Origin of the sequence: Saccharicrinis sp. 156, assembly GCF_050589685.1 — a bacterium.
Taxonomy (GTDB): domain Bacteria; phylum Bacteroidota; class Bacteroidia; order Bacteroidales; family Marinilabiliaceae; genus Saccharicrinis.
Genome location: NZ_JBNGOS010000021.1, coordinates 70,969 through 94,282, shown reverse-complemented (window position 1 = coordinate 94,282; position 23,314 = coordinate 70,969). Strand labels below are relative to the sequence as shown.

At 40.2% G+C, this 23,314-nt stretch carries 18 protein-coding genes; 12 read left to right on the top strand and 6 right to left on the bottom strand.

Annotated features, from left to right (window positions below):
- Position 1: 1 nt before the first annotated feature.
- The 10 genes from rfbC (at position 2) to gltX (ending at position 13,933) form a co-directional block, all read left to right on the top strand.
- Positions 2-550, top strand: a complete 549-nt coding sequence (gene rfbC / locus ACRD64_RS14340) for a dTDP-4-dehydrorhamnose 3,5-epimerase (RefSeq protein ID WP_430934110.1) — start codon at positions 2-4, stop codon at positions 548-550.
- A gap of 336 nt (positions 551-886) precedes the next feature.
- Positions 887-2,503: a hypothetical protein gene (locus ACRD64_RS14335; protein ID WP_430934108.1), complete on the top strand. Its 1,617-nt coding sequence runs from the start codon at positions 887-889 to the stop codon at positions 2,501-2,503.
- Between the two features lie 118 nt (positions 2,504-2,621).
- Positions 2,622-4,016 (top strand): sugar transferase, encoded by a 1,395-nt coding sequence (locus tag ACRD64_RS14330; protein ID WP_430934106.1) that lies wholly within the window; start codon positions 2,622-2,624, stop codon positions 4,014-4,016.
- 34 nt (positions 4,017-4,050) lie between these two features.
- Positions 4,051-4,887 carry a DUF4296 domain-containing protein gene (locus tag ACRD64_RS14325; RefSeq protein ID WP_430934104.1) on the top strand — a complete coding sequence of 279 codons (837 nt, stop codon included), beginning with the start codon at positions 4,051-4,053 and terminating at the stop codon, positions 4,885-4,887.
- Positions 4,884-5,447: a hypothetical protein gene (locus ACRD64_RS14320; RefSeq protein ID WP_430934102.1), complete on the top strand. Its 564-nt coding sequence runs from the start codon at positions 4,884-4,886 to the stop codon at positions 5,445-5,447. Before ACRD64_RS14325 ends, ACRD64_RS14320 begins: the two co-directional genes overlap by 4 nt.
- Positions 5,447-6,301 (top strand): 3'(2'),5'-bisphosphate nucleotidase CysQ, encoded by an 855-nt coding sequence (gene cysQ, locus ACRD64_RS14315; protein WP_430934100.1) that lies wholly within the window; start codon positions 5,447-5,449, stop codon positions 6,299-6,301. Before ACRD64_RS14320 ends, cysQ begins: the two co-directional genes overlap by 1 nt.
- A gap of 391 nt (positions 6,302-6,692) precedes the next feature.
- Entirely contained in the window at positions 6,693-7,868 is a 1,176-nt protein-coding gene (locus tag ACRD64_RS14310) for a phosphoglycerate kinase (RefSeq protein ID WP_430934098.1), read from the top strand.
- A 152-nt stretch (positions 7,869-8,020) separates the two neighbouring features.
- Entirely contained in the window at positions 8,021-9,247 is a 1,227-nt protein-coding gene (locus ACRD64_RS14305; RefSeq protein WP_430934096.1) for a 3-deoxy-D-manno-octulosonic acid transferase, read from the top strand.
- 432 nt (positions 9,248-9,679) lie between these two features.
- A complete protein-coding gene (locus ACRD64_RS14300; RefSeq protein ID WP_430934095.1) occupies positions 9,680-12,238 on the top strand; it encodes an adenosylcobalamin-dependent ribonucleoside-diphosphate reductase in 2,559 nt (852 codons plus the stop codon).
- A gap of 159 nt (positions 12,239-12,397) precedes the next feature.
- The gene (gene gltX, locus ACRD64_RS14295; protein ID WP_430934094.1) at positions 12,398-13,933 is read left to right on the top strand and encodes a glutamate--tRNA ligase; all 1,536 of its coding nucleotides are present in this window, start codon (positions 12,398-12,400) and stop codon (positions 13,931-13,933) included.
- Between the two features lie 261 nt (positions 13,934-14,194).
- On the opposite strand, the gene ACRD64_RS14290 is transcribed toward gltX, so the two are convergent.
- The 6 genes from ACRD64_RS14290 to rsgA form a co-directional block, all read right to left on the bottom strand.
- Entirely contained in the window at positions 14,195-15,196 is a 1,002-nt protein-coding gene (locus ACRD64_RS14290; RefSeq protein WP_430934092.1) for a beta-ketoacyl-ACP synthase III, read from the bottom strand.
- 339 nt (positions 15,197-15,535) lie between these two features.
- The gene (gene rpmF, locus ACRD64_RS14285) at positions 15,536-15,721 is read right to left on the bottom strand and encodes a 50S ribosomal protein L32 (RefSeq protein ID WP_081736061.1); all 186 of its coding nucleotides are present in this window, start codon (positions 15,719-15,721) and stop codon (positions 15,536-15,538) included.
- A gap of 12 nt (positions 15,722-15,733) precedes the next feature.
- Positions 15,734-16,276 (bottom strand): YceD family protein, encoded by a 543-nt coding sequence (locus tag ACRD64_RS14280; protein ID WP_430934091.1) that lies wholly within the window; start codon positions 16,274-16,276, stop codon positions 15,734-15,736.
- A 159-nt stretch (positions 16,277-16,435) separates the two neighbouring features.
- Positions 16,436-17,575 carry a sensor histidine kinase gene (locus ACRD64_RS14275; protein ID WP_430934089.1) on the bottom strand — a complete coding sequence of 380 codons (1,140 nt, stop codon included), beginning with the start codon at positions 17,573-17,575 and terminating at the stop codon, positions 16,436-16,438.
- A gap of 159 nt (positions 17,576-17,734) precedes the next feature.
- Positions 17,735-20,521 (bottom strand): response regulator, encoded by a 2,787-nt coding sequence (locus ACRD64_RS14270; RefSeq protein WP_430934088.1) that lies wholly within the window; start codon positions 20,519-20,521, stop codon positions 17,735-17,737.
- Between the two features lie 51 nt (positions 20,522-20,572).
- Complete coding sequence (rsgA, locus tag ACRD64_RS14265; RefSeq protein ID WP_430934087.1) at positions 20,573-21,499, bottom strand: ribosome small subunit-dependent GTPase A; 927 nt, start codon at positions 21,497-21,499, stop codon at positions 20,573-20,575.
- Positions 21,500-21,802: 303 nt separating this feature from the next.
- Here rsgA and ACRD64_RS14260 point away from each other — a divergent pair, with 303 nt between their 5' ends.
- On the top strand, positions 21,803-22,384 hold the full coding sequence (locus ACRD64_RS14260) for a TetR/AcrR family transcriptional regulator (RefSeq protein WP_430934086.1): 582 nt from the start codon (positions 21,803-21,805) through the stop codon (positions 22,382-22,384).
- Between the two features lie 154 nt (positions 22,385-22,538).
- On the top strand, positions 22,539-23,306 hold the full coding sequence (locus ACRD64_RS14255; protein WP_430934085.1) for an outer membrane lipoprotein-sorting protein: 768 nt from the start codon (positions 22,539-22,541) through the stop codon (positions 23,304-23,306).
- Positions 23,307-23,314: the final 8 nt, after the last annotated feature.

Sequence of the window (23,314 nt, the reverse complement as noted above, 5' to 3'; positions counted from 1 at the left end):
GATGCAATTTATTAAAACAGAAATAGAAGGATTAGTGATAATAGAACCCAAAGTTTTTGGAGATTCACGAGGATACTTTTTCGAATCTTTTAATTATAAAAGATTTGCCGAAAATGTAAGGGAAATCGAATTTGTTCAGGATAATGAATCAAGATCAAGTTATGGGGTGTTAAGAGGTTTGCACTTTCAGAAACCACCTTTTGATCAAGCTAAGTTGGTAAGGTGCATCGAAGGTAAAGTTTTGGATGTTGCGGTTGATATTAGAAAGAACTCACCAACTTTTGGGAAACACGTTTCTGTTGAGCTTTCTGACCAAAACAAAAGACAATTTTTTGTTCCACGGGGATTTGCTCATGGATTTGTTGTATTGAGTAAATCAGCTATTTTTCAATATAAAGTAGATAATTGGTATGCTCCTGAACATGACGCAGGAATTGCTTGGAATGATCTCGAGTTAGGAATTGATTGGCAAATACCTCATGACTCCATATTATTGTCAGAGAAAGATAAAGGATTAAAGAAACTATGTGAGACAGAAATTCCATTTTAACTCTGATAAACCAGACGGTACCATGCGTAAGTTAACAGATCCAGGCAAGATCCACGAACTAGGCTGGCATCATAAAATTGATATTGAAGAAGGGATTGAGCATATGTACAACTTGTAAAATTCCTAAAATGCATAAAAGCGATTAAAAACAAGCTTACCTAATTAATAGGGTGGGCTTGTTTTATTTTAGTATTTTGGCGATGCAAATTTTAGAAACGTTATAGTAAATAGTATTTAATATTTAATTAACTTGTATTCAAGGTTTGTTCTGTTCAGGGCAAACCTTTTTTGTTTACGTAAAGTAAACATGTACTTTTGGCTAAAATATATGACACAATGCAACGGACAATATCCATCATTCTTATTATATCACTTTTCTTTACAGGAAAGTTACTTGCACAAAACAATATTGAAGTAGATATTGAATCTAAAGTTTTAATATCTTCCAAGGACAACCTACTACCCTTGTATCAATATTCAAACCAGTGGGGCATTGTATCTCCATTTGAGCAAACACAAGCATTGGTATTGGCAGGTGCAAAATATAACCTGTTGCAAAAAAGCAATATACGTTTACAACTGGGTGTTTCGGGCGTTGTAAAAAATAAAGCCGGGGATAGCTTCTTGCACGAAGCCTATTTAAAAGGGCAGTTCATCAATGTCATTGATTTCAGCATAGGCAAGCAGGCGTATACCTCCATATCCATCGACGATAATTTAACGTCGGGCGGATTTATGATGAACAGTAACGCCCGGCCTGTGCCCCGGGCGATGATCGGCATTTTCGATTACTGGCCGGTAAGTTTCTTAGGTGATGTGATTGAGGTGAAAGGAGGTATTTCGCATGGGGTATTGAATGACGATAGAACAACAACGGGCAGAGGTAACAGTGCTGACGATCTCTTGGTTCACGAAAAATGGGCATATATTCGTGGAGGCAAACTTAAAGTCAAGCCTTATGTCGGTTTATTTCACGGTGCCTTGTATGGAGGAACCAGACCCAATGGGACGGAGATTACCACTGATTTTTGGGCAACTTTCTGGGCTCGCGGGTCTGAGAAAATCGGAGGCGGAGAAGCGACTAATGTGGCCGGGGCGCATGACGGTTTTTGGGACCTGGGTATAAACTATGAAACAGAAATGGGTTATTTTCAGTTTTACGTGCATAAACCGTTTGCCGATGGAACCGGATTAAAAATTACCAAGGAACGAAACAGGGACTATAAAATTGGCATTTACGCCAGGTTAAAAAAAACCAGGTTAATTCAAAGGGTTTCGGTAGAACTCCTAAAGACGGATTACCAGTCGGGTTCTGGAATACCTGATCCAGTTTATCCGGGTACTTATAGTATAATTTTTGTAGATGACATTGAAGATTATGACGCTTTTATGAGGGATACCTTTGGTGAGGTGACTGAAGGATATACATCATGGCACCTGATGCGATATTTGGAGAAAGTTCAAAATCACGGACAAAAATACGGGAGCAGGGACGATTATAATAACAATGGATCCTATTATAACGGCTGGACTTATCATCAAATGCCTATGGGAACTCCGCTGTACCATACCTATTGGCAGGCTCAAGCATATGCTCCGGATTGGAAACCAAATAACAAAGTGGTATTTATGAATAATCGAATTAAAGGTTTTCACTTCGGTATAGAAGGCGTAATAACGGATGGTTTGTCTTATATATTCAAGTCGACCTATACTCTTAATAAAGGAGCTTATGGAGAACAGTATGTTGACAGGTACAGCTGGGAAGAGGAACCCGACTTTTTTTATGAAGGAGGAAAAAAACAAGTCTACTCTTATTTGGGACTCACCTATAAAAACAGAAACTGGAGAAATATAACCTTGCAAGGTTCCGTATCCATCGATTCGGGAGAACTATACGATGCCTTTGGTTGTATGTTGGGTATAAAATACAGCCCGGAGTTAAACTTTTAACCCGTAAAACTCATAGATTAGTTGGGCCAGGCACGTATTTTGATTGACATAAAACATGGTTATTTAACCATCTGTTTTTATATCTTTGCACAAAACTGTAAACACAAAACACCGCTGCATGATAAGAGAAAAAGAGAGTGTCGTGAATAATTTCCTGGCGTTCGTTGAGGTAGCTATTGCCTGGATTTCCTTTAATCTGTCATTGTTTCTGTACTTTGGGCATTTTTCGTTCCTTAGGTACAAAGATTCCATTATACTTCATTTAATCATTGCATTTGTTTGGTTTGCCCTGGGAAAATATTTTAGGTTAGCCCAATTGCACCGTTCCAGACCGTATTCTGCCATCCTGTTTAACTGTGTGGCCTTGGTGCTGTCAGGTACATCTCTTTTAGGACTTGCAGTTTTGGTTTTTGATTTGTATTACGTAGGTTTCGACCCCTTAATCTATTTTGGTTTTATCAATTTGACCCTAATGTTTGCTTTTAAAATAATGGTATTTGCATCTTTTAAAAGGGCCAGGGTGCATGGCAGAAACACAAGGGCAATTGTTATTATTGGTGACTATACAGCCACATCTTTTATTGAACAGATACTCAAATATAAAGAGTGGGGATACAAGATAGTTTCAATAATAGGTAACGGAGATTTAAGTCAAATGTACGGTGATATAATACCTGTTTTATCTCCGGATACGGATGTGGCAAAACTGTTGGAGGATAAAACGATTGATGAGGTGGTGTTTATCAAGGATAAGATGAGTGTGGAAGAAGTGGAGGACATTACGCATGCTTGTTCCGAGGTGGGGGTTATTTTTAGAATGTATTCCCCCTTCTTCAATAAACTTAAAAGTAAAGCCCATATACACCATTATAATACGATGCCCTTGCTCACCATAGCTAATACGCCAACCGACTATTTGGCCATGCGTGTAAAGGCTATTTTCGATTTTGTTTTTTCCTTGGTTCTTATTGTTCTCGCCTCACCGGTGTTTGTGCTTATCTCAATTTTAATAGTGCTAACGGACAGAGGCCCGGTGTTTTTTAAACAAAAAAGGGTTGGTTTAAGAGGAAGAAAGTTCTATGCTTTTAAGTTCCGGACCATGGTGACAAATGCGGAAGAACTTAAGTCCAAGTTGATGGAAGACAACGAAATGGATGGTCCCGTATTTAAAATGAAAAAGGATCCCCGAATTACTAAAATAGGTCGCTTTCTTCGGAAAACAAGCCTGGATGAATTGCCTCAGTTTTTTAATGTTTTAATGGGCGATATGTCTATAGTAGGGCCAAGACCACCCGTTCCTCAGGAGGTAAAGGAATATGAGCGCTGGCAACTCCGCAGGTTATCCATGAAACCCGGAATTACATGTACCTGGCAGGTGTCAGGTAGAAACGATATCCCATTTGAAGAATGGATGAAAATGGATTTGGATTATATCGATAACTGGTCGTTGAAGCTGGACTTTGTCATTTTTTTAAAGACCATCCGAACCATGATATTGGCAGATGGGCATTGATTATTATTTAATGATGGTATCTAATATGAAATAAATGAAAACTAGAACGATAGGGATTGTATTAGTAGTTGCTGCTTTGTTGGCAAGCTGTAAGCAGGACAGGTTGCCCAACGGTTTTCCTGATAAGGATGAGTTTGCGGAAATCCTGTCTGAGGTTCATTTAACAGAGGCCATCATAAACCAAATGCGCATCAAAAACAGAGGTATAGATTCTACGGCCAATAACTACTATCACCATGTGCTTGCAAAATTCAACCTTACCCAGGAAAAGTTTGATACCATTGTTAACTGGTATTTGGCCCATCCGGAGATATACCAGGATGTATACGATGAATCCATCGCCATGCTGTCGGAAAAACAAGCGGAGTGGCAACGAGAAGTGAAAGGTATTGAGGACGAGATGGAAAGGAAGAGAAAAGAAAAGGAAGCCCGCAATGTCTGGAAGGATAAAAAAAACTACTTCATCAGTTTAAAAGATACGTTTGACCGTAGAATACCATTCGAACTAAATGTGGATACGATAGAGGCGGAAAGTTATCGTGTCAGTGCTTTTTATCAGTTTCTGAAGGGGAGCAGAGTCGAGAAACCTACGCTTGAGGTAATGGCGTTTTACGAAGACAGTACTTTGGATACCTTGACCTATAAACTGCATAATACGCACATTAGCACAAAAGCGGAGTTGATGATTGGTTTAAACAAGGATCTTAAAATCCTGAGGATAGAAGGTTACCTGGTGAAGCATGACACTATGGAAGAGATTCGCGCCCGTATCAAGGATATAGAATTTGTGTTTCAACCAAAAGTCGACTCGTTAGAAATGGACTCTGTTAACTTCGAATCATTCAATACTGAATTACCCAAAATAGAATGAGAAAAATAGCCGCCCATTATTGGTTGCGCCCCGATGGTTCTATTGGTAAATTTCCCATTGTAACTTTTAATGAAGACAATCAGATTGCGGAAATAAGGGAAAGAGATACCTTTCGGGAAGAAGCTTCGCTTGAGTTGGTGAATGGTTTTCTGGTTCCCGGATTAATTGAGTTTTACTCGTTTCCTGCATCCGTTGTGCAACCCTCGCAAATTAAAAAGTATTTAAATAGATTAATAATATCCGGAGTTCAAGTTTTGGGCGTCCCAAATGATATTTATAAAAACGTAAATGGTTTAAGTTCAGGAAATTTAAAAGTGTTTAAACTAGAACAATTTAAATTTCCTGTGGAAGATTGGGTTGGTTTCGAAAAGATTCAAAATGCGAATGATTCAATACAACAATTGAAGAAGCTAACAATTGGTAATGCAAAAGTTTTAGGCATTGACAATAGGTATGGTTCTATAGAAGTAGGGAAAAAGCCAGGTATTTTGGCCATATCTAACCTGAGTTACGAAACTTTTAATATCAACCATAAAAGTAAATTGAAAATTATCATTTAATGGAGCATTTGTTAAAAGCAGCTATTGATGCGGCGATGGAAGCCGGGAAGGCAATTATGGAAATTTATAAGTCGGGTGATTTTGGTGTTGAGCTTAAGTCTGACAATTCTCCTTTAACACTGGCAGATCAAGCTGCTCATCATATCATTGAAAAGCACCTGACGGCAACAGATATTCCCATTTTAAGCGAAGAGGGAAACCATGATGATTATTCTGTCCGAAGGAAGTGGGAACAGCTGTGGGTTGTGGATCCCCTGGACGGAACCAAGGAATTTGTTAAAAAAACAGGAGAGTTTACGGTGAACATTGCTTTGATTAAGCATAATTTCCCGACTATGGGCGTTGTTCTGCTGCCGGCTTTGGATATTTTATATTTTGCAAGTGCAGATAAAGGGGCGTATAAGGTTAAGCTTGATAGCGATTGGTCGAGCCAAAGTAATATTAGTCTGGATAAAGCGGAGAAATTGCCGCTTATATCAAAGAATAACAAACTGCAGGTTGTTGCCAGTGTGAGCCACCTTTCAAGGGAGACGGAGAAGTTTGCGGAGCTGCTGGAAAACAAATACGGGGAAAGCGATTTTGTGTCGGTAGGGAGTTCCATCAAGATATGCAAGGTGGCAGAAGGAACGGCGGATTTCTATCCCCGTCTGGGTCCCACCATGGAGTGGGATACGGCTGCAGGTCAGGCGGTGGCCGAAGCAGCGGGAGCAAGTTTTTTTAATTGGAAGTCAAAAAGTCGGTTCGGTTATAATCGAAAAGAGTTGCTAAATGACTGGTTTGTGGTTTCGGGTGCACGGTTTTCCGCATCGGAAATAGTAGGATTGATATCCGAATTCGAAATTCAATCGCTTTGATCATTGACTCACCCTGGAAATGAATGAAGTTAGGGTTAATGTTATTGTGGCTTGTCTCCCTGAATAAATTCGGAACGACCTGTACCAAAGGATTTCGGGAGGTAGTCCCAAAGGTATATTCAGGAAGCCCAATTCAGGGATATCATCATTGGTTGTGGCTTTTGATCGCTGCTGAAGGCAGTATTTATCCATGAGCAAAAGGGTAAATGTCAAACTGTTTTACAACAAGCATTTTGTGCTGTACTATCCTCAATAAATTTTTTATCTTTGTCTACTCATTTAATAAGGAATGTTATTGTGCCCATAAATGATGATTTTATTCTTCTTGACAATAAAAAATAGGGTACATATTCAAGATGTATTTTTTTAAAAACCATATAATATTTTTGACATGCCTGCAATTGATACTTACAATTTCTCAGGAAAAAAGGCGATTATCCGCGTGGATTTTAACGTGCCTTTAAACGACAAGTTCGAAATTACAGACGATACCCGTATTGTAGCTGCCCTTCCAACCATTAAAAAAGTGTTGGCCGATGGCGGAGCTGTCATCCTTATGTCTCACTTGGGTCGTCCTAAGGGTGAGGTTCAGGATAAGTTCTCGTTAAAGCACGTTGTAGCCCACTTGTCGGCTAAACTTGGGTTAGACGTAATAATGGCTCCCGACTGTGTGGGGCCAGAAGTGAAAGCAATGGCTGACGACCTAAAAATGGGCGAGGTTATGTTGCTTGAGAACCTTCGATTCCACAACGAAGAAACGAAAGGTGATGTAGAGTTTTCTAAGCAATTGGCTGAATTGGCTGATGTATATGTAAACGATGCTTTTGGTACGGCTCACCGTGCACATGCTTCAACAACTATTATCGCTCAGTTTTTCGAGGAAAAAATGGCCGGGTACTTATTGGATAAAGAAATTAAATTCCTGGGTGAAACTGTTGCTAACCCTGAGAAACCATTTGTTGCTATTGTTGGCGGCGCCAAGGTTTCCGGTAAGTTAGAAGTATTGAAGTCATTACTTGAAAAGGTTGACACTATTCTTATAGGCGGCGGAATGGCTTATACTTTCCTTAAGGCTCAGGGTCACGGTATCGGCGGTTCTTTGGTTGAGGATGATTTGATTGATACGGCAAAACAAATCTTAGCGGATGCAAAAGCTAAGGGGGTAAACTTCATGTTGCCTGTGGATAACCTGGCTGCCGACAAATTTGCTGATGATGCGGATATTGAAGTGGTAGGGGTTGAAATACCAGAGGGAAGAATGGCACTTGACGTAGGTCCTAAGACGGTTGAGGCATACGCTGCTGAAATCGCAAAAGCCAAAACAGTGGTATGGAACGGCCCTATGGGATGTTTCGAGATGCCTAACTTCTCAAAAGGAACTTTTGGCGTATGTGAAGCGGTAGCTGCTTCGGATTCTATTTCTATCATTGGAGGTGGTGATTCGGTTTCTGCTGTCAACAAAAGCGGATTGGCCGACAAAATGAGCCATATCTCTACTGGAGGGGGTGCTTCGCTTGAGTATTTGGAAGGTAAAGTATTGCCAGGAGTACAAGCTGTAACTGAGTAGTTCGGTTAAAACTCATATATCAAAACCTGCAGGAACTGTCTTGCGGGTTTTTTTTGTGTCCGAATTTTAAATTCGAGGGAAATCTCTTATCCATTATCTCTTATGTAAGAGTCTAAAAAATTATCTTTGCACAAATTTTAAAAGAGCCGGAGATGTCATTATTCTATAATTTGGGAATCCTTTTTTTTAGTGCAGTATTGAGAGTGTTGGCCCTGTTTAACAACAAGGCAAGAGTGCTTGTGGATGGAAGAAAGGAAACAATGAATAGGGTTGGGTCCCTGGATTTTACGGAAAAGACAGTTTGGGTTCATTGTGCTTCACTGGGTGAGTTTGAACAGGGGAGGCCTGTTATTGAGGCTATTAAAAACAGGAACCCGCGACAAAAAGTTGTTTTAACCTTCTTTTCTCCTTCGGGATACGAGGTGCAAAAGAACTATGCGCTGGCAGACGAGGTGTTGTATTTGCCTTCAGATAGGCCTTCGAACGTAAGAAGGTTTGTAAGTGCGATAAATCCCAAAGAAGTGATTTTTGTGAAGTATGAGTTCTGGTTCCATTTTCTAAATCACCTGAACAAATCAGGAATTAGAACCTATATTGTTTCTGCGATATTCCGGCCGCAGCATGCTTTTTTTAGATGGTATGGCGGATGGTACCGAAAGATGTTGCATTTCTTCACCAAACTGTACGTACAGGATGAGGAATCGGGTCTGCTGTTGTCAAAGATAGGAATTAGTAACTACCAGGTGGCCGGAGATACAAGGTTCGATAGGGTATATGAAATTGCTCAAAACTCAAAAGAATACCCCGAACTGGAAAAGTTTGCAACAGGTTCGGCGGTATTGGTAGGGGGAAGCAGCTGGCCGGCAGGCGAAAAACTGATTGCCGATTATTTAAAACACAATCCTGACTTTAAGCTTTTGTTGGCGCCGCATGAGATTCACGAAGAACATATTTCTCAGATTGAGGATTTGTTTTCGGAATATAAATGTGCCCGGTATACCGAGCTTGCCGGGGAGGATATCCACAAGCTTCGCATAATAATAATAAATACCATGGGTATGCTGTCTTCGATGTATCGATATGGTGATGTGGCCTATATTGGTGGAGGGTTTGGAAGTGGTATCCACAATACGATTGAAGCTTCAACATTTGGATTGCCTGTTGTGTTTGGACCTAACTATAAAAAATACAAAGAGGCATGTGATTTGATTCATTTGGGTGCTGGATTTGCTGTTTCCGGCAGTTCCGAATTTGTTAAAGTAATGGATCGGCTTTTCAACGATAAAAAACATCTGTTAAACTCATCTGAGGCTTCTGTGAATTATGTGAATAAAATGCGAGGAGCCACCGAAATTATTGTAAAGGAATTGATGGGTTAAGGATTCGGTGTAACCCCCTTTTAGTTGTGTTAAACGTGTTTTGGGGAGAAAATAGATGAGCTGCTTGAAAAATGGCCCGATAAATTCCTAAAATTAGATTTTGTTTTCTGAAAAATGGAAAATGTCCCGTCGGAGTTTAATATTTTTGCAAATATCTACTATACGACTTCTTTATAAGCTTTCCAATTGATGGACGTGTATTTTTTAAATTTGTTAATAAAAAATTCTTTTTGGACAACTTTTCACTTTTTTTAAAAACGTAAACATCAGTAAGTGAATGTGTAAGCATTTTGTTTTGGACAACATTTGTAGTTGTTTAAAAGTATTTCTTGCCTAAAAAGTAACTCTTTCTTAATTTTACATTCAGCAATAAGAGCCGAAAATAAAATTCTAACTTAAACAAATAAAGATATTTAAACAAATAAAGTCACCATGGCAGTAACAGAAATCGACCAAAAAACTGAGAAATTTAAAAAAACTTTCACCAATGATGAAGCCTACGAATCGGCATTGAAATATTTTAATGGAGATGAGTTGGCAGCGCGGGTATGGGTAAATAAATATGCGCTGAAGGATTCTGACGGAGTGTTGTATGAGGAAAACCCTGACCAAATGCATCGGCGTTTAGCCAGAGAGATTGCCCGTATAGAGAAGAAGTACCCGAATCCGTTGAGCGAGGATGAGTTGTATGAGCTATTTAAAGATTTCAAATATATAGTGCCTCAGGGTGGCCCGATGGCCGGGATCGGAAATGCATTCCAGATCGCGTCATTATCCAACTGCTTTGTGATAGGTAATGAGGGTAATTCGGATTCTTACGGGGGAATCATGAAAATCGATCAGGAACAAGTACAGTTAATGAAGCGAAGAGGTGGTGTAGGGCATGACCTTTCACACATTCGCCCCAAGGGGTCTCCCGTTAAAAATTCGGCTTTAACGTCTACGGGTATCGTTCCTTTTATGGAGCGTTATTCCAATTCAACCCGCGAGGTAGCGCAAGATGGTCGTAGAGGTGCCTTGATGTTGAGCGTTTCCGTAAAACATCCGGATTCGGAATCGTTTATTGACGCAAAACTAGAGCAGGGTAAAATTACGGGCGCCAATGTGTCGGTAAAAATTGACGATGATTTTATGAGGTCGGTTGTGGATGGTGTTCCTTATCGTCAGCAGTACCCTATCGATTCAAATAATCCGTCTCATGTAAATGAAATTGATGCATCTGGCTTGTGGGGCAAAGTGGTTCATAATGCCTGGAAGTCGGCAGAGCCGGGAATTTTGTTTTGGGACACCATCATCCGTGAGTCGGTGCCCGATTCATACGCGGATCTGGGATATAGAACCGTATCCACGAATCCATGCGGGGAAATACCTTTGTGTCCTTACGATAGCTGCCGTTTGATTGCTGTTAATCTATATTCGTTTGTAGAGAATCCATTTACTGCTAAAGCTAAATTTAACTTCGACTTGTTTAAAAAACATGTAGGTTATGCGCAGCGTATCATGGACGATATTATAGATCTTGAGCTAGAGAAAATTGATGGTATCATCGAAAAGATAAATCAGGATCCAGAATGTGACGAAGTGAAGCTGGTGGAGAAAAATCTTTGGACAAATATCCAAAGCAAGGCGAAAGAAGGACGTAGGACAGGTGTTGGAATTACTGCCGAAGGTGATATGTTGGCTGCATTAAATTTAAGATATGGAACTGCCAATGCAACCGATTTTTCAATAGAAGTACACAAAGCCCTGGCTTTGGCGGCATATCGCTCATCGGTTGACATGGCTATAGACCGGGGTGCTTTCCCGATTTATGACTATGCCAAAGAGGAGAAAAACCCATTTATCAACAGGTTGTTTAAGGCCGATCCGAAATTGGCCGAGGATATGAAGGCGCATGGTAGAAGGAATATTGCCTTGTTGACCATTGCTCCTACCGGAACAACAAGTTTGATGACGCAAACATCCTCAGGTATTGAGCCCGTGTTTATGCCGGTTTACAAACGAAGAAGAAAAGTTAATCCGAACGATCCTGAAACACGGGTTGATTTTGTGGATGAAGTGGGTGATAGCTGGGAAGAGTATACCGTGTTTCACCATAAATTTGTGACTTGGATGGAAGCAAATAACCATTCAACCACAAAAAATTATACACAGAAGGAACTGGATAAATTAGTAGAAACTTCGCCATATTATAAAGCTACATCAAACGATGTGGATTGGTTAAACAAGGTTCGTATGCAGGGTGGTGTGCAAAAATGGGTCGACCACTCGATCAGTGTCACCATAAACCTTCCGGCCGATGTGTCAGAGGAATTGGTGGGCGAGCTATATATTGAGGCCTGGAAAAGTGGATGTAAGGGCGTGACAGTTTATCGCGACGGTTCCCGTGCGGGAGTCTTGCTGGCCGATACCAAAAAAGAGGAAGAGGAAAATAAGGTTCTTTTTTCGAAAAAACGCCCTGAGATATTGGAGGCGGATGTGGTTCGTTTCCAGAATAACAAAGAGAAGTGGATCGCGTTTGTTGGATTGATGGATGGTCGCCCATACGAGATATTTACTGGACTGGCGGATGATGAAGACGGAATCTTGTTGCCTAAGTCGGTTCAAAAAGGATTGATCATCAAGAACCGCGATACAAATGGCGTTTCGCGTTACGATTTCCAGTTTGAGAACAAGCGTGGGTATAAAACTACCATCGAGGGCTTGAGCCATAAGTTCGATAAAGAATTCTGGAATTATGCGAAATTGATTTCGGGCGTGCTGCGTCACGGAATGGAAATCGCGGATGCTATTGATTTGGTATCGGGATTACAGTTGGATAACGAATCGATTAACACCTGGAAAAACGGTGTTGAAAGGGCACTCAAAAAATATATCCCTAACGGAACCAAAGCCAACAAAGGGAAATGTGAGAGCTGTGGGTCGGATAGTCTGACCTATCAAGAGGGATGCCTGATCTGTCAGGATTGCGGTTCCTCAAAATGTGGTTAATTCCACAAACCTGAAATTGTAAAAGTTTGCCTATTATAACTTTTTTACTTCAAAAGCGGGATGGTCAGTTGACCATTTCGCTTTTTTTTATCATTACTCGTTAACTTTCAACTTTCAACTTATTAACTAATACCTATCTTTGCAAAAAAAATAAATATAATGGTAGATAGAAAAGTAAGGGTGCGATTTGCGCCAAGTCCAACGGGACCGTTACATATAGGCGGGGTAAGAACCGCTCTTTTTAATTATTTGTTCGCCAAAAAACACGGTGGCGATTTTATTTTACGTATCGAAGATACCGATCAAACCCGTTTTGTTGAGGGGGCTGAAGGTTACATCAACGAGTCGCTAGAGTGGCTTGGGATGAAGATTGACGAAGGTGTTATGCAGGGGGGCGATTATGGACCGTATAAACAATCCGAGCGAAAAGATATCTATTTGCAGTATGCGGATAAGCTGATCGATGACGGATGGGCCTACTATGCCTTTGACACTGCTGAAGATCTGAATGCTAAAAGGGAAGCGGCCGAAGCCGAAAAAACAAAGTTCTCATATGATTTAAACACGCGAATGGGTCTTAAAAACTCTTTGTCCTTAACTGCCCAGGAAGTTGAAAAATTAAAGATGGATGGTGTTCCTTATGTGGTGCGTTTTAAGATGCCGGAGAACGAGGAAGTATCGGCGGTTGATATGATACGTGGCGAGGTTAGGTTTAACACCGCTATACTTGATGATAAGGTGATTTTTAAATCGGATGGTTTACCTACCTACCATTTGGCTAACGTGGTGGACGATTACCTGATGAAGATATCTCATGTGATCCGCGGTGAAGAATGGTTGCCTTCATTGCCCCTGCATATTATGCTTTATAGAGCTTTGGGATGGGAAAATGAACGACCCGAGTTTGCCCACTTGCCACTGATCCTTAAACCTACGGGTAAGGGTAAGTTAAGTAAGCGCGACGGCGACAAAGCGGGATTCCCTGTGTTTCCGTTGGAATGGGAATTGGGCGATGGCGAAATAGCTTCCGGGTACCGCGAATCCGGTTATCTTCCGGGGGCGGTGGTTAATTTATTGGCCTTGTTGGGATGGAATCCCGGTACGGAGCAGGAAATTTTCAGTATGGAGCAGTTGGTTGGGGCATTCTCGATTGAACGCGTGAATAAGGCCGGAGCCCGCTTCGATCCGGAAAAAGCCAAATGGTTTAACCATCAATATTTGGTGAATATGGGTGATGAAGATCTGGCACAACAATTCATGCCAGTATTAAAGGAAAAGGGAATTCAAGCTGATATGGCTTTGGTTACCCGGGTTGTGGCACTTGTGAAAGAGCGTATCAATTTTGTTTCGGAACTATGGGAGCAGGTTTTCTTCTTTTTTGAAGCGCCAACAGAATATGATCCCAAAGTGGTTAAGAAACGTTGGAAAGGTGATGTGCCTGCTTTTATGGCCGGACTGCCCGGTGCATTGGAGGCTGTTTCGGATTGGAAAGCGGATGCAATAAAAGAAACGATATCGGCCAAAATAGAAGAAAAAGAATTGGGTTTTGGTTTGGTGATGAATGCCTTTCGCCTGGCTTTGGTAGGTGGCGGTTTTGGCCCCGATTTAATGACAATTGCCGAGTTAATCGGAAAAGAAGAAGCAATGGCCAGAGTAAGAAAAGCAGTGGAGGTTTTGGCACAGGATAAGGGCTGACAAAGTGTTTTTTGCCATGGTTTTCGGCAGCCTTCGGGCAAGTTTATCATTTTCGAATGACAAATCCGGAATGAAATTTCACCTTTTCCAAAGGTACAAACTTTGGAAAAGGTGTTTGTTAAAAAAATGAAAAGGGTGGTTTCAATTGAAACCACCCTTTGTTGTATCTTATAATTCTTAAAGTCAAACTCAAACTCAAACCTTATCTCAGATCGCTCCGGGCTTAGGGATTCCGGTTCTTCGCTTTCTGCTGTTGGCTGCTTATTGCTTGCCGTCGTATCCCCATTTAAGGTAAATAGATCCCCAGGTAAATCCTGCTCCAAAGGCGGCAAGTACAATGTTGTCTCCTTTTTTGAGTTGTTTTTCCCATTCCCACAAACACAATGGAATAGTTGCGGAGGTGGTGTTTCCGTATCTTTCGATATTGATCATAACCTGCTCTTTATTAATGCCCATTCTCCTGGCTGTAGCATCAATAATTCTTAGGTTTGCCTGATGTGGAACTAACCAGGCGATATCTTCCGAAGCAAGTCCGTTTTTTTCCATAATCTCAACGGAGACATCGGCCATATTCGAAACCGCATGTTTAAATACAGCTTGGCCTTCCTGATAAACGGTGTGCTCCTTGGCATCTATGGTTTCGTGTGATGGCGGTTTTACCGATCCTCCGGCTTTCATCAATAAATGGTGTCTGCCTATGCCGTTACTTCTTAGGATGGTATCCTGTATTCCAACTTCTTCCTCCGTAGGTTCGAGCATGACAGCCGTCGCTGCATCCCCAAACAATACACAAGTGGTTCGGTCGGTGTAATCTGTGATAGACGACATTTTTTCGGCGCTCACCAATATTACTTTTTTGTGACTTCCCGATTGTACGTATTTGGTAGCCGTATCCAGGCCGTAAAGAAAACCGGAACAAGCGGCGTTTATATCAAAGCTTTGAATGTTGCGGATGCCAACCTTATCACAAATAATGGCGGAAGTTCCCGGGAATATATGGTCGGGAGTTACCGTAGTGCAAATCACCAAGTCAACTTCTTCAGGTTTGGTGCCTGTTTTTTCCAACAGTTGTTTAACTGCCTCGGCACCCATTTCTGAAGCGCCTTTCCCCTCACCTTTTAAAATTCGTCTTTCCTTGATTCCGACGCGGGTCATTATCCATTCGTCGGAAGTGTCCACCATGGTGCTTAACTCGTCATTGGTTAAAACATATTCGGGTAGGTTGACACCAATGCCGGTGATTACTGCATTAATCTTTTTCATGTTAAAAGTAATATTTCCGGTCGCATTAAACTTGCAACCAAAAGTTAGAAATAGCCAGAGCTTATACTCCTGCAATTTGTTTTGTGCGCTAAGGAGAAGCTAAACTACCTTTTATTCTGGAGAACCAGGCTTTACCCTTTTCGAAGATAAAGTACCTTAACCTGAAAAATCTTTAAATTTTTCAAGCCAAAGGCTGATGTTTTATAAAATCAGGGTATACCCCTGACAAAACCTTCGGTTTTCGTCGTTATTCATGATTTCTCATGAATAAACCGGGCTAATGCAAAATTTGCCTCGCAAAGCGAAGCAAATTTATAAAGTACTTTTAGAAATAAAAAGTTATGCTGTAATTTCTTTCTCAACAGCAAGTTTTCCTCTGTAATATCCGCAATCACCACATACTGTGTGCATCTTTACTGTTGATCCGCAGTTAGAGCATACTCCCAATGCAGGAGTGGTAGCTTTGTAATGCGTCCTTCTCTTGTCTCTTCTCGTTTTAGAAATCTTTCTCTTAGGATGTGCCATTTTATAAACTCTTTACTTATTATTATTATCTTTTAATTTTTTTAAAGCTGCCCACCTTGGGTCAATAGCTTCTTCTGTATTATCGTTTGCCTCGTGGTGCCCGGCCGAAAACTCTTCCAGCTTAGCAGTCATTTCCGGGTCGCATTTTTCGTAATCTTCATGGACAGATCGCAGAGGCATGCTTACCGTAATTAATTCATATATTAACTGAGCCACGTTAAAGTCATTTTCTTCGTACGGAAGAACGATGATTTCCTCGCTAGGCTCGTCGTAAACTAAACCAAACTTAATATACATTGTGCCTGTATATTGAATCGGAACAGTAACTTCGCCCAGGCAATTGTCGCATACCGATTGGACGTTTCCATCGATGTTAAAATCTAACTGAAGCATCTGCGAATTTTTGTTCATTGTCACATCCACTTCAAAGTCGCCATTTTTTATGGCAGACTCCTCAATTGCATCAAAAAAGGATTGATCAATTGAGTAGTGAAATTGGTGCTTCCCGTCTTTTAAGCCCTTGAAGGCTATGTTATAATCCCTTAGCTTATCCATTTCACCTTAAATAAAAACTTTGCAAAAGTATAAAAATTAATACGAGTACAGAAATATTAATTCAATTTTATTTCTATTTTTTGCTTCGATTATTTTAATGTGTCTGAATGGGCTGATAAATAGTAGGATATGGAATTTTGTGATGAGGAGTGATATTGATTATAATATTATTCTGAATACCGTTCTTTTACCAGCTTCCGACTCTTTAACCATTATTTTCCCCTTGTGATATTCTTCTATAATGCGTTTTGTGAGTGTAAGTCCTAATCCCCAACCTCTTTCTTTTGTTGTGTATCCAGGTTCAAAAATGGTTTTAAAATTTGATTTTGAAATGCCCTTTCCGTTGTCTATAATGTCAATAGCAACTTTATCCTCAAGTTTTTTGGTAGTTACAGTAATTTTTCCCTCGCCTTTTACGGCATCAATAGCATTTTTTATCAGGTTTTCAAAAACCCATTCCATTAATATCATGTTGCCCTTTACCGTTATATCCTTATCTAATTGTAAATGAAAATCAACTTTGTTCGATGATCGACTCTTTAAATAGTGAATGCTTTGCTCAACTACGTTGTTAATGCTGATGTCTTTTAAGTTGGGTTTGGAACCAATCTTTGAAAACCTGTCAGCGATATTTTGCAAACGGTTGATGTCTTTCTTTACTTCGGCAATGCCGTCGGTATCCGGATTCTTTAATGCCATTAGCTCTATCCATCCATACAGTGAAGTGATTGGGGTTCCCAGCTGGTGTGCCGTTTCTTTGGCCATGCCCACCCAAACTTGGTTTTGTTCGGCTTTGCGTGAGTTGCTGAACGCCAAATATGCCACAAGTACAAATATGGTAACAATTAGCAGCTGTATGATAGGGAACCATTGAAGTTTGGTCAATAGCGTAGAAGTGCGATAATATAAAAACTGTTTTTCGCCATCGCCCAGGTCAATTTCAATGTTTTTGCCAGATCTTTTCATCTTCACCAATTGTCGATCCCAATATTTTTCGGCAGCAGAGGTGGGGATGTTTAAGTTTCGGTGATATAATATAGAATCGTTGTCGTCGGTGATAACCAAAGGTACAGTGGTGTTGTTTTTGAGTACTTCCAAAGTAAGGTTAAGGGATCCGTCCTCATTGCCAGGCTGAACAAGCTGCCGCGTGGCCTCTGCCCATAGTTCAATCTTTTTCTTTTCTTCAAGTTTAAGTTCGTCCACCAAATAGTTGGTGTAGATTGTTGACAGCGAGCCAATAAAAACAGCTCCGAGTAGCACCCAAAGCTTAAATCTCTTTTTTCGTGTATAATGTTTCATATTTATATAGCCTAAGCTTGCTAACGGTTCCGCGCTCTAAAGCTGTTTGTGGCTTAGATTTGTTTTGTCTGGCCACCCCGAATTTGTGCGGTTCCGGACTAAAATATAATTGCTGTTTAAACGAAAGAGAGCACGGTTTATTGCACTTTCTGGCTGTAATTAGTGCGAACACCACTTGATAAGCATTCGGGTTATTTCCTCTTTCTGCGCTGGTTTTACTATGAAATCGTCTATGCCCGACTTAAATGCCAGCTCGCGTTGTTTGTCGTCATTGTTTGCGGTCATGGCTATTATCGGACAGCTTTCGTCGTAGCATTTAAGTTCTTTGGTAGCATCAAATCCGTCTATTCCGGGCATTATCAAATCCATAAAAATAATGTTGTATTTATTTAATTTGAATTTATCCACAGCCTCTCTACCGTTATTTGCAAGGTCTATTTCGTAGCCAATCTTGCGGAATAAGTTAAGGGCTACCTGTTGATTAAACTTATTGTCTTCTGCAACAAGTATCTTAATATTATCAGGAACAATTTTTCCGACAAGACTATCTTGCGACTTTATGCTTTGGAAATGTCTCAGGACAAACTGCCTCAAGTTGCTTAGCTTAACTGGTTTTCTGAGGAATATGTCGGCTCCTAGTTTTTTGCCGATATTGGTGTTCATGGTTTCGTAGTCGGAGCTTTGGAGCAGAATAATAAAGTTATTGTGCAGATTGTTGCTGTAAATTTGCTGAAGAAAGTCGATGCCGTTAAAATCGGGGCGCTGATCAATAACCAGCAGTTGTATGTTTGGTTTGTTTTTAAGAATTACGATGGTTTCCTGCGAAGGGGCCATTACCTTGTGGTTGATGCCCAAAGCCATTAGGTTTTTGATAATATTTTGTACCTGAAGTGTTTCGTCGGTGATGATGAGCGTATTGATCTGTCCCCAGGATAATATATACGAAAAATCAAGTTCCTTGCGTGTGTGTTTGGTGACAAACGGTAAGGTAAAGCAAAACTCGGATCCGGGGTATCTGGTATTGGTTGATATGTTCGAAGGGCTGTTGGCCCAAATTTCGCCCCCCATAAGTCCAACCAGGTTTTTGGAGATAGAAGTTCCGAGCCCTGTACCGCCAAACTTGCGCGTTGTGCTTTCGTCTTCCTGCGCAAAGGGATTGAAAATGGTTTTAAGTTTTTCTTTTTTTATTCCAATTCCAGTATCGCTAATGCAAAACTTTAATGCAGGATTTCCATTGAAAGCAGTTGAGCGCGACACCGATAAGCGTACTTCTCCGACCGGAGTAAATTTGATGGCATTCCCTATTAAGTTATTTAGTACTTGCCTGAACCTTAATGGATCGCACATAAAATCCTTAGGTAGCGATTCCTCTTGCTCCGTTTTTAATACGATATTTCTTTCTTTGGCGATGGGGTTGAAGGACTCTATGGTTTCCTTAATTTCATTTGCTAAATTCATTGGGATGGACTCGACCTCAAGTTTTCCGGCCTCGATTTTTGAGAAATCCAATATGTCATTGATTAAAGCCAGGAGCGTATCGGCCGATCGTTTAACCACTTTCATCATCTCTCTCTCCGCACTTTGAATTTCATCAGATGAAAGAACCAGATCTGTCATTCCTATAATACCATTTAATGGAGTTCTGAGTTCGTGACTTATGTTCGCAATGAAAGTGGTTTTTGCCTTTTCGGCACTGCCGTTTGATCGGGCGGTTTGATCGCCGAATATTTCAATAAAAAACTGAATGTTATTTTTAATATCCTGGTTGAAGAGGGTTTTCTTTTCACTGACAATCACTTGTTCCTTTTTGCCGCCTCTCCCTTTAAAAATATACTTATTGGAAGTTGGCGATACTTCAACAATTTGAACAAGTTTTTTCTTTTCGAACATGGTTTTGTCCGTTGCTTCCTGATCTATTAAAATATCTTCGTCTTCGTGCTCAAATATTTTTAGAGCAACCTTGTTAACCAATTTTATTTTGTTGTTGCTATCGGTTAACACAACCCCTAGTGGTAAATAATGTAAAATCTTACTTAGTGCATCTTCCGATTGGGATGACCTAATCATCGACATTCGGTTTTTCGAAATGTGTTGGTAAAAAGCCAGCACGATAAGCAAGATTACCGCAAATGAAATCATCGCAACCAAAAACGAGTTACGCACAATGGAATGCGTGATAGGTTGAATGGGCATGGAAAATACCAATGTCAGTTTCGTTTTGCTGGTTTGAACATTTTGACTTACAGATATCACCTTAAACTTTCTGCCTTTACGTTCTAGAAAATGGGTGTGTAGTTTGGAATCTTCTTTTGGCGGAAAATTAGTTGGGGCAACAAGTTTTATATTTGGTAAAGAAGAATATATGATATTGGTGTCTGATGCAATTATCCATTGGAACTCGTGGTCCTCAACATGGAAATTGCGGAATATGTCGGCATAAAACTCCTGAAGGTTATACGTAAATACGACATAGCCAAAAATGTGTGTTTCGCTGTATAAGGGTTGGACAAATATGATGTTTTCTTTGTTGGGCAATATCGAAGGCTTAAATTCTTCTTTTATGTGATCTTCTCCAAAGGTTGTTATCAGGTTTTTGTTGGGGTCTTTGGTCAGCGAATAAAAGTGTCCATTTGTGTCATATACCTCTAGCTTGTTCAGAACTTTGCTGTACCTGTTAAACAGCAGTTCTATTCGTTTTTGAACTTCCTGGTTTTGTAGCTTAAAATTAAAAAGGCCGCCGAGTTCCTCTTCGTTAAGCATCAGCATTACATTGGTTGTTGCTTCCGAAAAATAATTCGAAAGAATTTCGGAACAGGTGGATAAATCTTTTTCCAGTACTTTGTGGTGGGTCGCAATTTGCCAGTTATACGTGTCGCGATAGTAATAAATGTTAGACACCACAAGAAAAACGATGCTACATATAACAAAAATCAGGGTACGTTTCATGTATGGGTATCTGTTGAAAACATGCTTTGTAGTAAGTAAATATAAAACGTATTATCGATACTTCTCTTGGTTGGACTGAAAAATATTAATATAGCTTTGATACCTGCTGTGTGCCAATTTTTCATCCTTAACTGCTTTTTTTACTGCGCACCCGGGTTCGTGTATATGCGTGCAGTTCCCGAATTGGCAATCGTGGGAGTGCTCAAATATATCTTTAAAGTAATGGTGCAGTTCTTCCTTTTCGATATCAATTAATCCATATCCTCTAATTCCCGGTGTGTCGATAATGGCCCCTCCAAAATCAAGCTCATGCATTTCGGCAAAGGTTGTGGTGTGTTTTCCGCTTTGATGAATATCTGATATCTCGGCTACTTTAAGGTTTAGTCCTGGTTGTATTCTGTTGATTAAAGTTGATTTGCCCACTCCGGAGTGGCCGGAGATTACGCTGACTTTATCTTTTAATAGTTCAACCATCACACCCAGGTCATCCTGGGTTTTAGCCGAAATCGTGTAAGTTTCGTAACCAATTGCCCGGTATACATTTATTAGGTCATCAACACTGCTCAGGTGCTCTTCGTCGTACCTATCCATTTTGTTGAAAACTATTTTAACCGGGATGCGATAGGCTTCGGCCGATGCTAAAAACCGATCGATAAAAACGGTGGTGGTAATAGGGTAGTTGATGGTGACCAATAACAATGCCTGGTCAATATTCGAGGCGATTATATGCGATTGTTTCGAGAGTTTAGAAGACTTGCGGATAATATAGTTCTTTCTTTCTTTAATCTCCGAAATCACTCCCATGTCGCTATCCTCGTCAATTGTAAAAGTAACGTGGTCGCCAACGGCAATGGGATTGGTGTTCTTGATATCCTCCATCCTGAATTTGCCCTTAATGCTGCATTTAACAAATTCTCCTTCGTCGGACTTAACCAAATATCTGCTACCTGTCGATTTAAAAACTATTCCTTTTTTCAAAATATAGATACTTATTAGTGTGTTGTGGGAAGCAAAAATACTTATTCGTTTATTAAAAGGGAAATTTAACCTGAACTATTCATAAACTATTGAATATATAAGCACACTTTTGGGTATGTTCGGGATAAGTTGCGCAAGCAGAATTTATAATAATGAATGCAATTTTTAAATTTTCTCATTGGTATTGGCTTTCCGAATATGTCGAATGACTGATTTGGATGATGTTAAATATGGCGGTAAAATTGAATTGATGTAAAAATTGATTTAACTTTGACCGAACGTTCAGTCAAAAGATGTGGTTTTATGTCTCCAAGATCAAAAGCGCAACTCAGTGCAATTAAAGCAGAAAAGCGCAACTTAATTATTTCTGCAAGTTTAAAGGTGTTTTCGGAGCAAGGGTATCAGGCTTCCAGTATATCTAATATCGCAGCAGAGGCGGGCATATCAAAGGGCTTGATATATACCTATTTTGACAGCAAGGAGGATTTGCTTCGATCACTGCTCTTCGAAACAATTGAGAATATGTTTGAAGTAAGCATTAACGCACTATCTGGCAATCCAACTAAGTATGAATTCGTACAAATGATTAGAGATAATATTGAATGGGTAAAAGAAAATAGTAGGTTCTCGAAAATTTATTTCGGACTTTTACTGCAGCCTAACATTATAAATATGTTTCATGATGAACTGATGGCTCTGGCTCAACCTTTTTTTGTATCCATATCCCGATATTTTGAACTGGCAGGTTGTGACAATCCAATGCTTGAAACCAGGTACTTTGTTTCAGTATTGGACGGTGTGTATATGAACTACATAATGGACCCGGATTCCTATCCGCTTAAGGAAATTGAAAACAAAATTATTGATCAAATTGTGAATATATGAATCCGGTAGGGCCACCTTTCTGCCGAACCTGGTTCGGAAGGAGGTATGGAGGAGTGAAATATTGCTGAACTGATAAATCGTATGATCTAAATTTTAAAGTTTTGCATACTCTTACGGCACTAATTATCAATTTTTAACGTATTAAATGGTGAAGATGAAAGTTGTATTTTACGTTTTGGGTTTTTGGGTTCTGGTGATGTTGCCAATCAAGGTTGGTGCCCAATATAATACATCGGCAACCGCCAAAGAAATTGTTGACCATGCCAATGAATTGATGCGCGGTACTACCAGTATCTCCGAAATGGAAATGACCATTACCCGTCCCAAATGGAGTAGGACGCTAAAGTTTAAGTCCTGGTCCAAGGGAATTGAATATTCGCTAATTTATGTGACTCATCCTGCCAAAGAAAAAGGTCAGGTATTTTTAAAACGACAAAAGGATATGTGGAATTATATGCCAAATATCGAGAGAATGATGAAGATTCCGCCAAGCATGATGATGCAATCGTGGATGGGGAGCGACCTGACCAACGATGATTTGGTAAAAGGCGCATCGATAGTGGAGGATTATTCGCATAAAATAATTGGTGAAGAAAAGGTAGATGGATATGATTGCTGGGTGATTGAACTGATTCCCCATGAGGATGCCACCGTGGTTTGGGGAAAGATAATCAGTAAAATAAGCAAAAAAGGCTTTATGACTTTGAGGAATGAATATTACGATGAGGAAGGTTTTTTGGTGAACAAGGAAATCCTGTCGAAGATTAAGGATGTGGGCGACCGGGTGATGCCCACCTTTTTTGAGATTATTCCTGTGGAAAAAGAGGGGCAAAAAACTACAATGGAATTTTCACAGGTACGGTTTAACGTGCCCATCAAAGACGATTTCTTCTCTATTCAGAATATGAAAAGGGTTCGTTAGTCTCATTT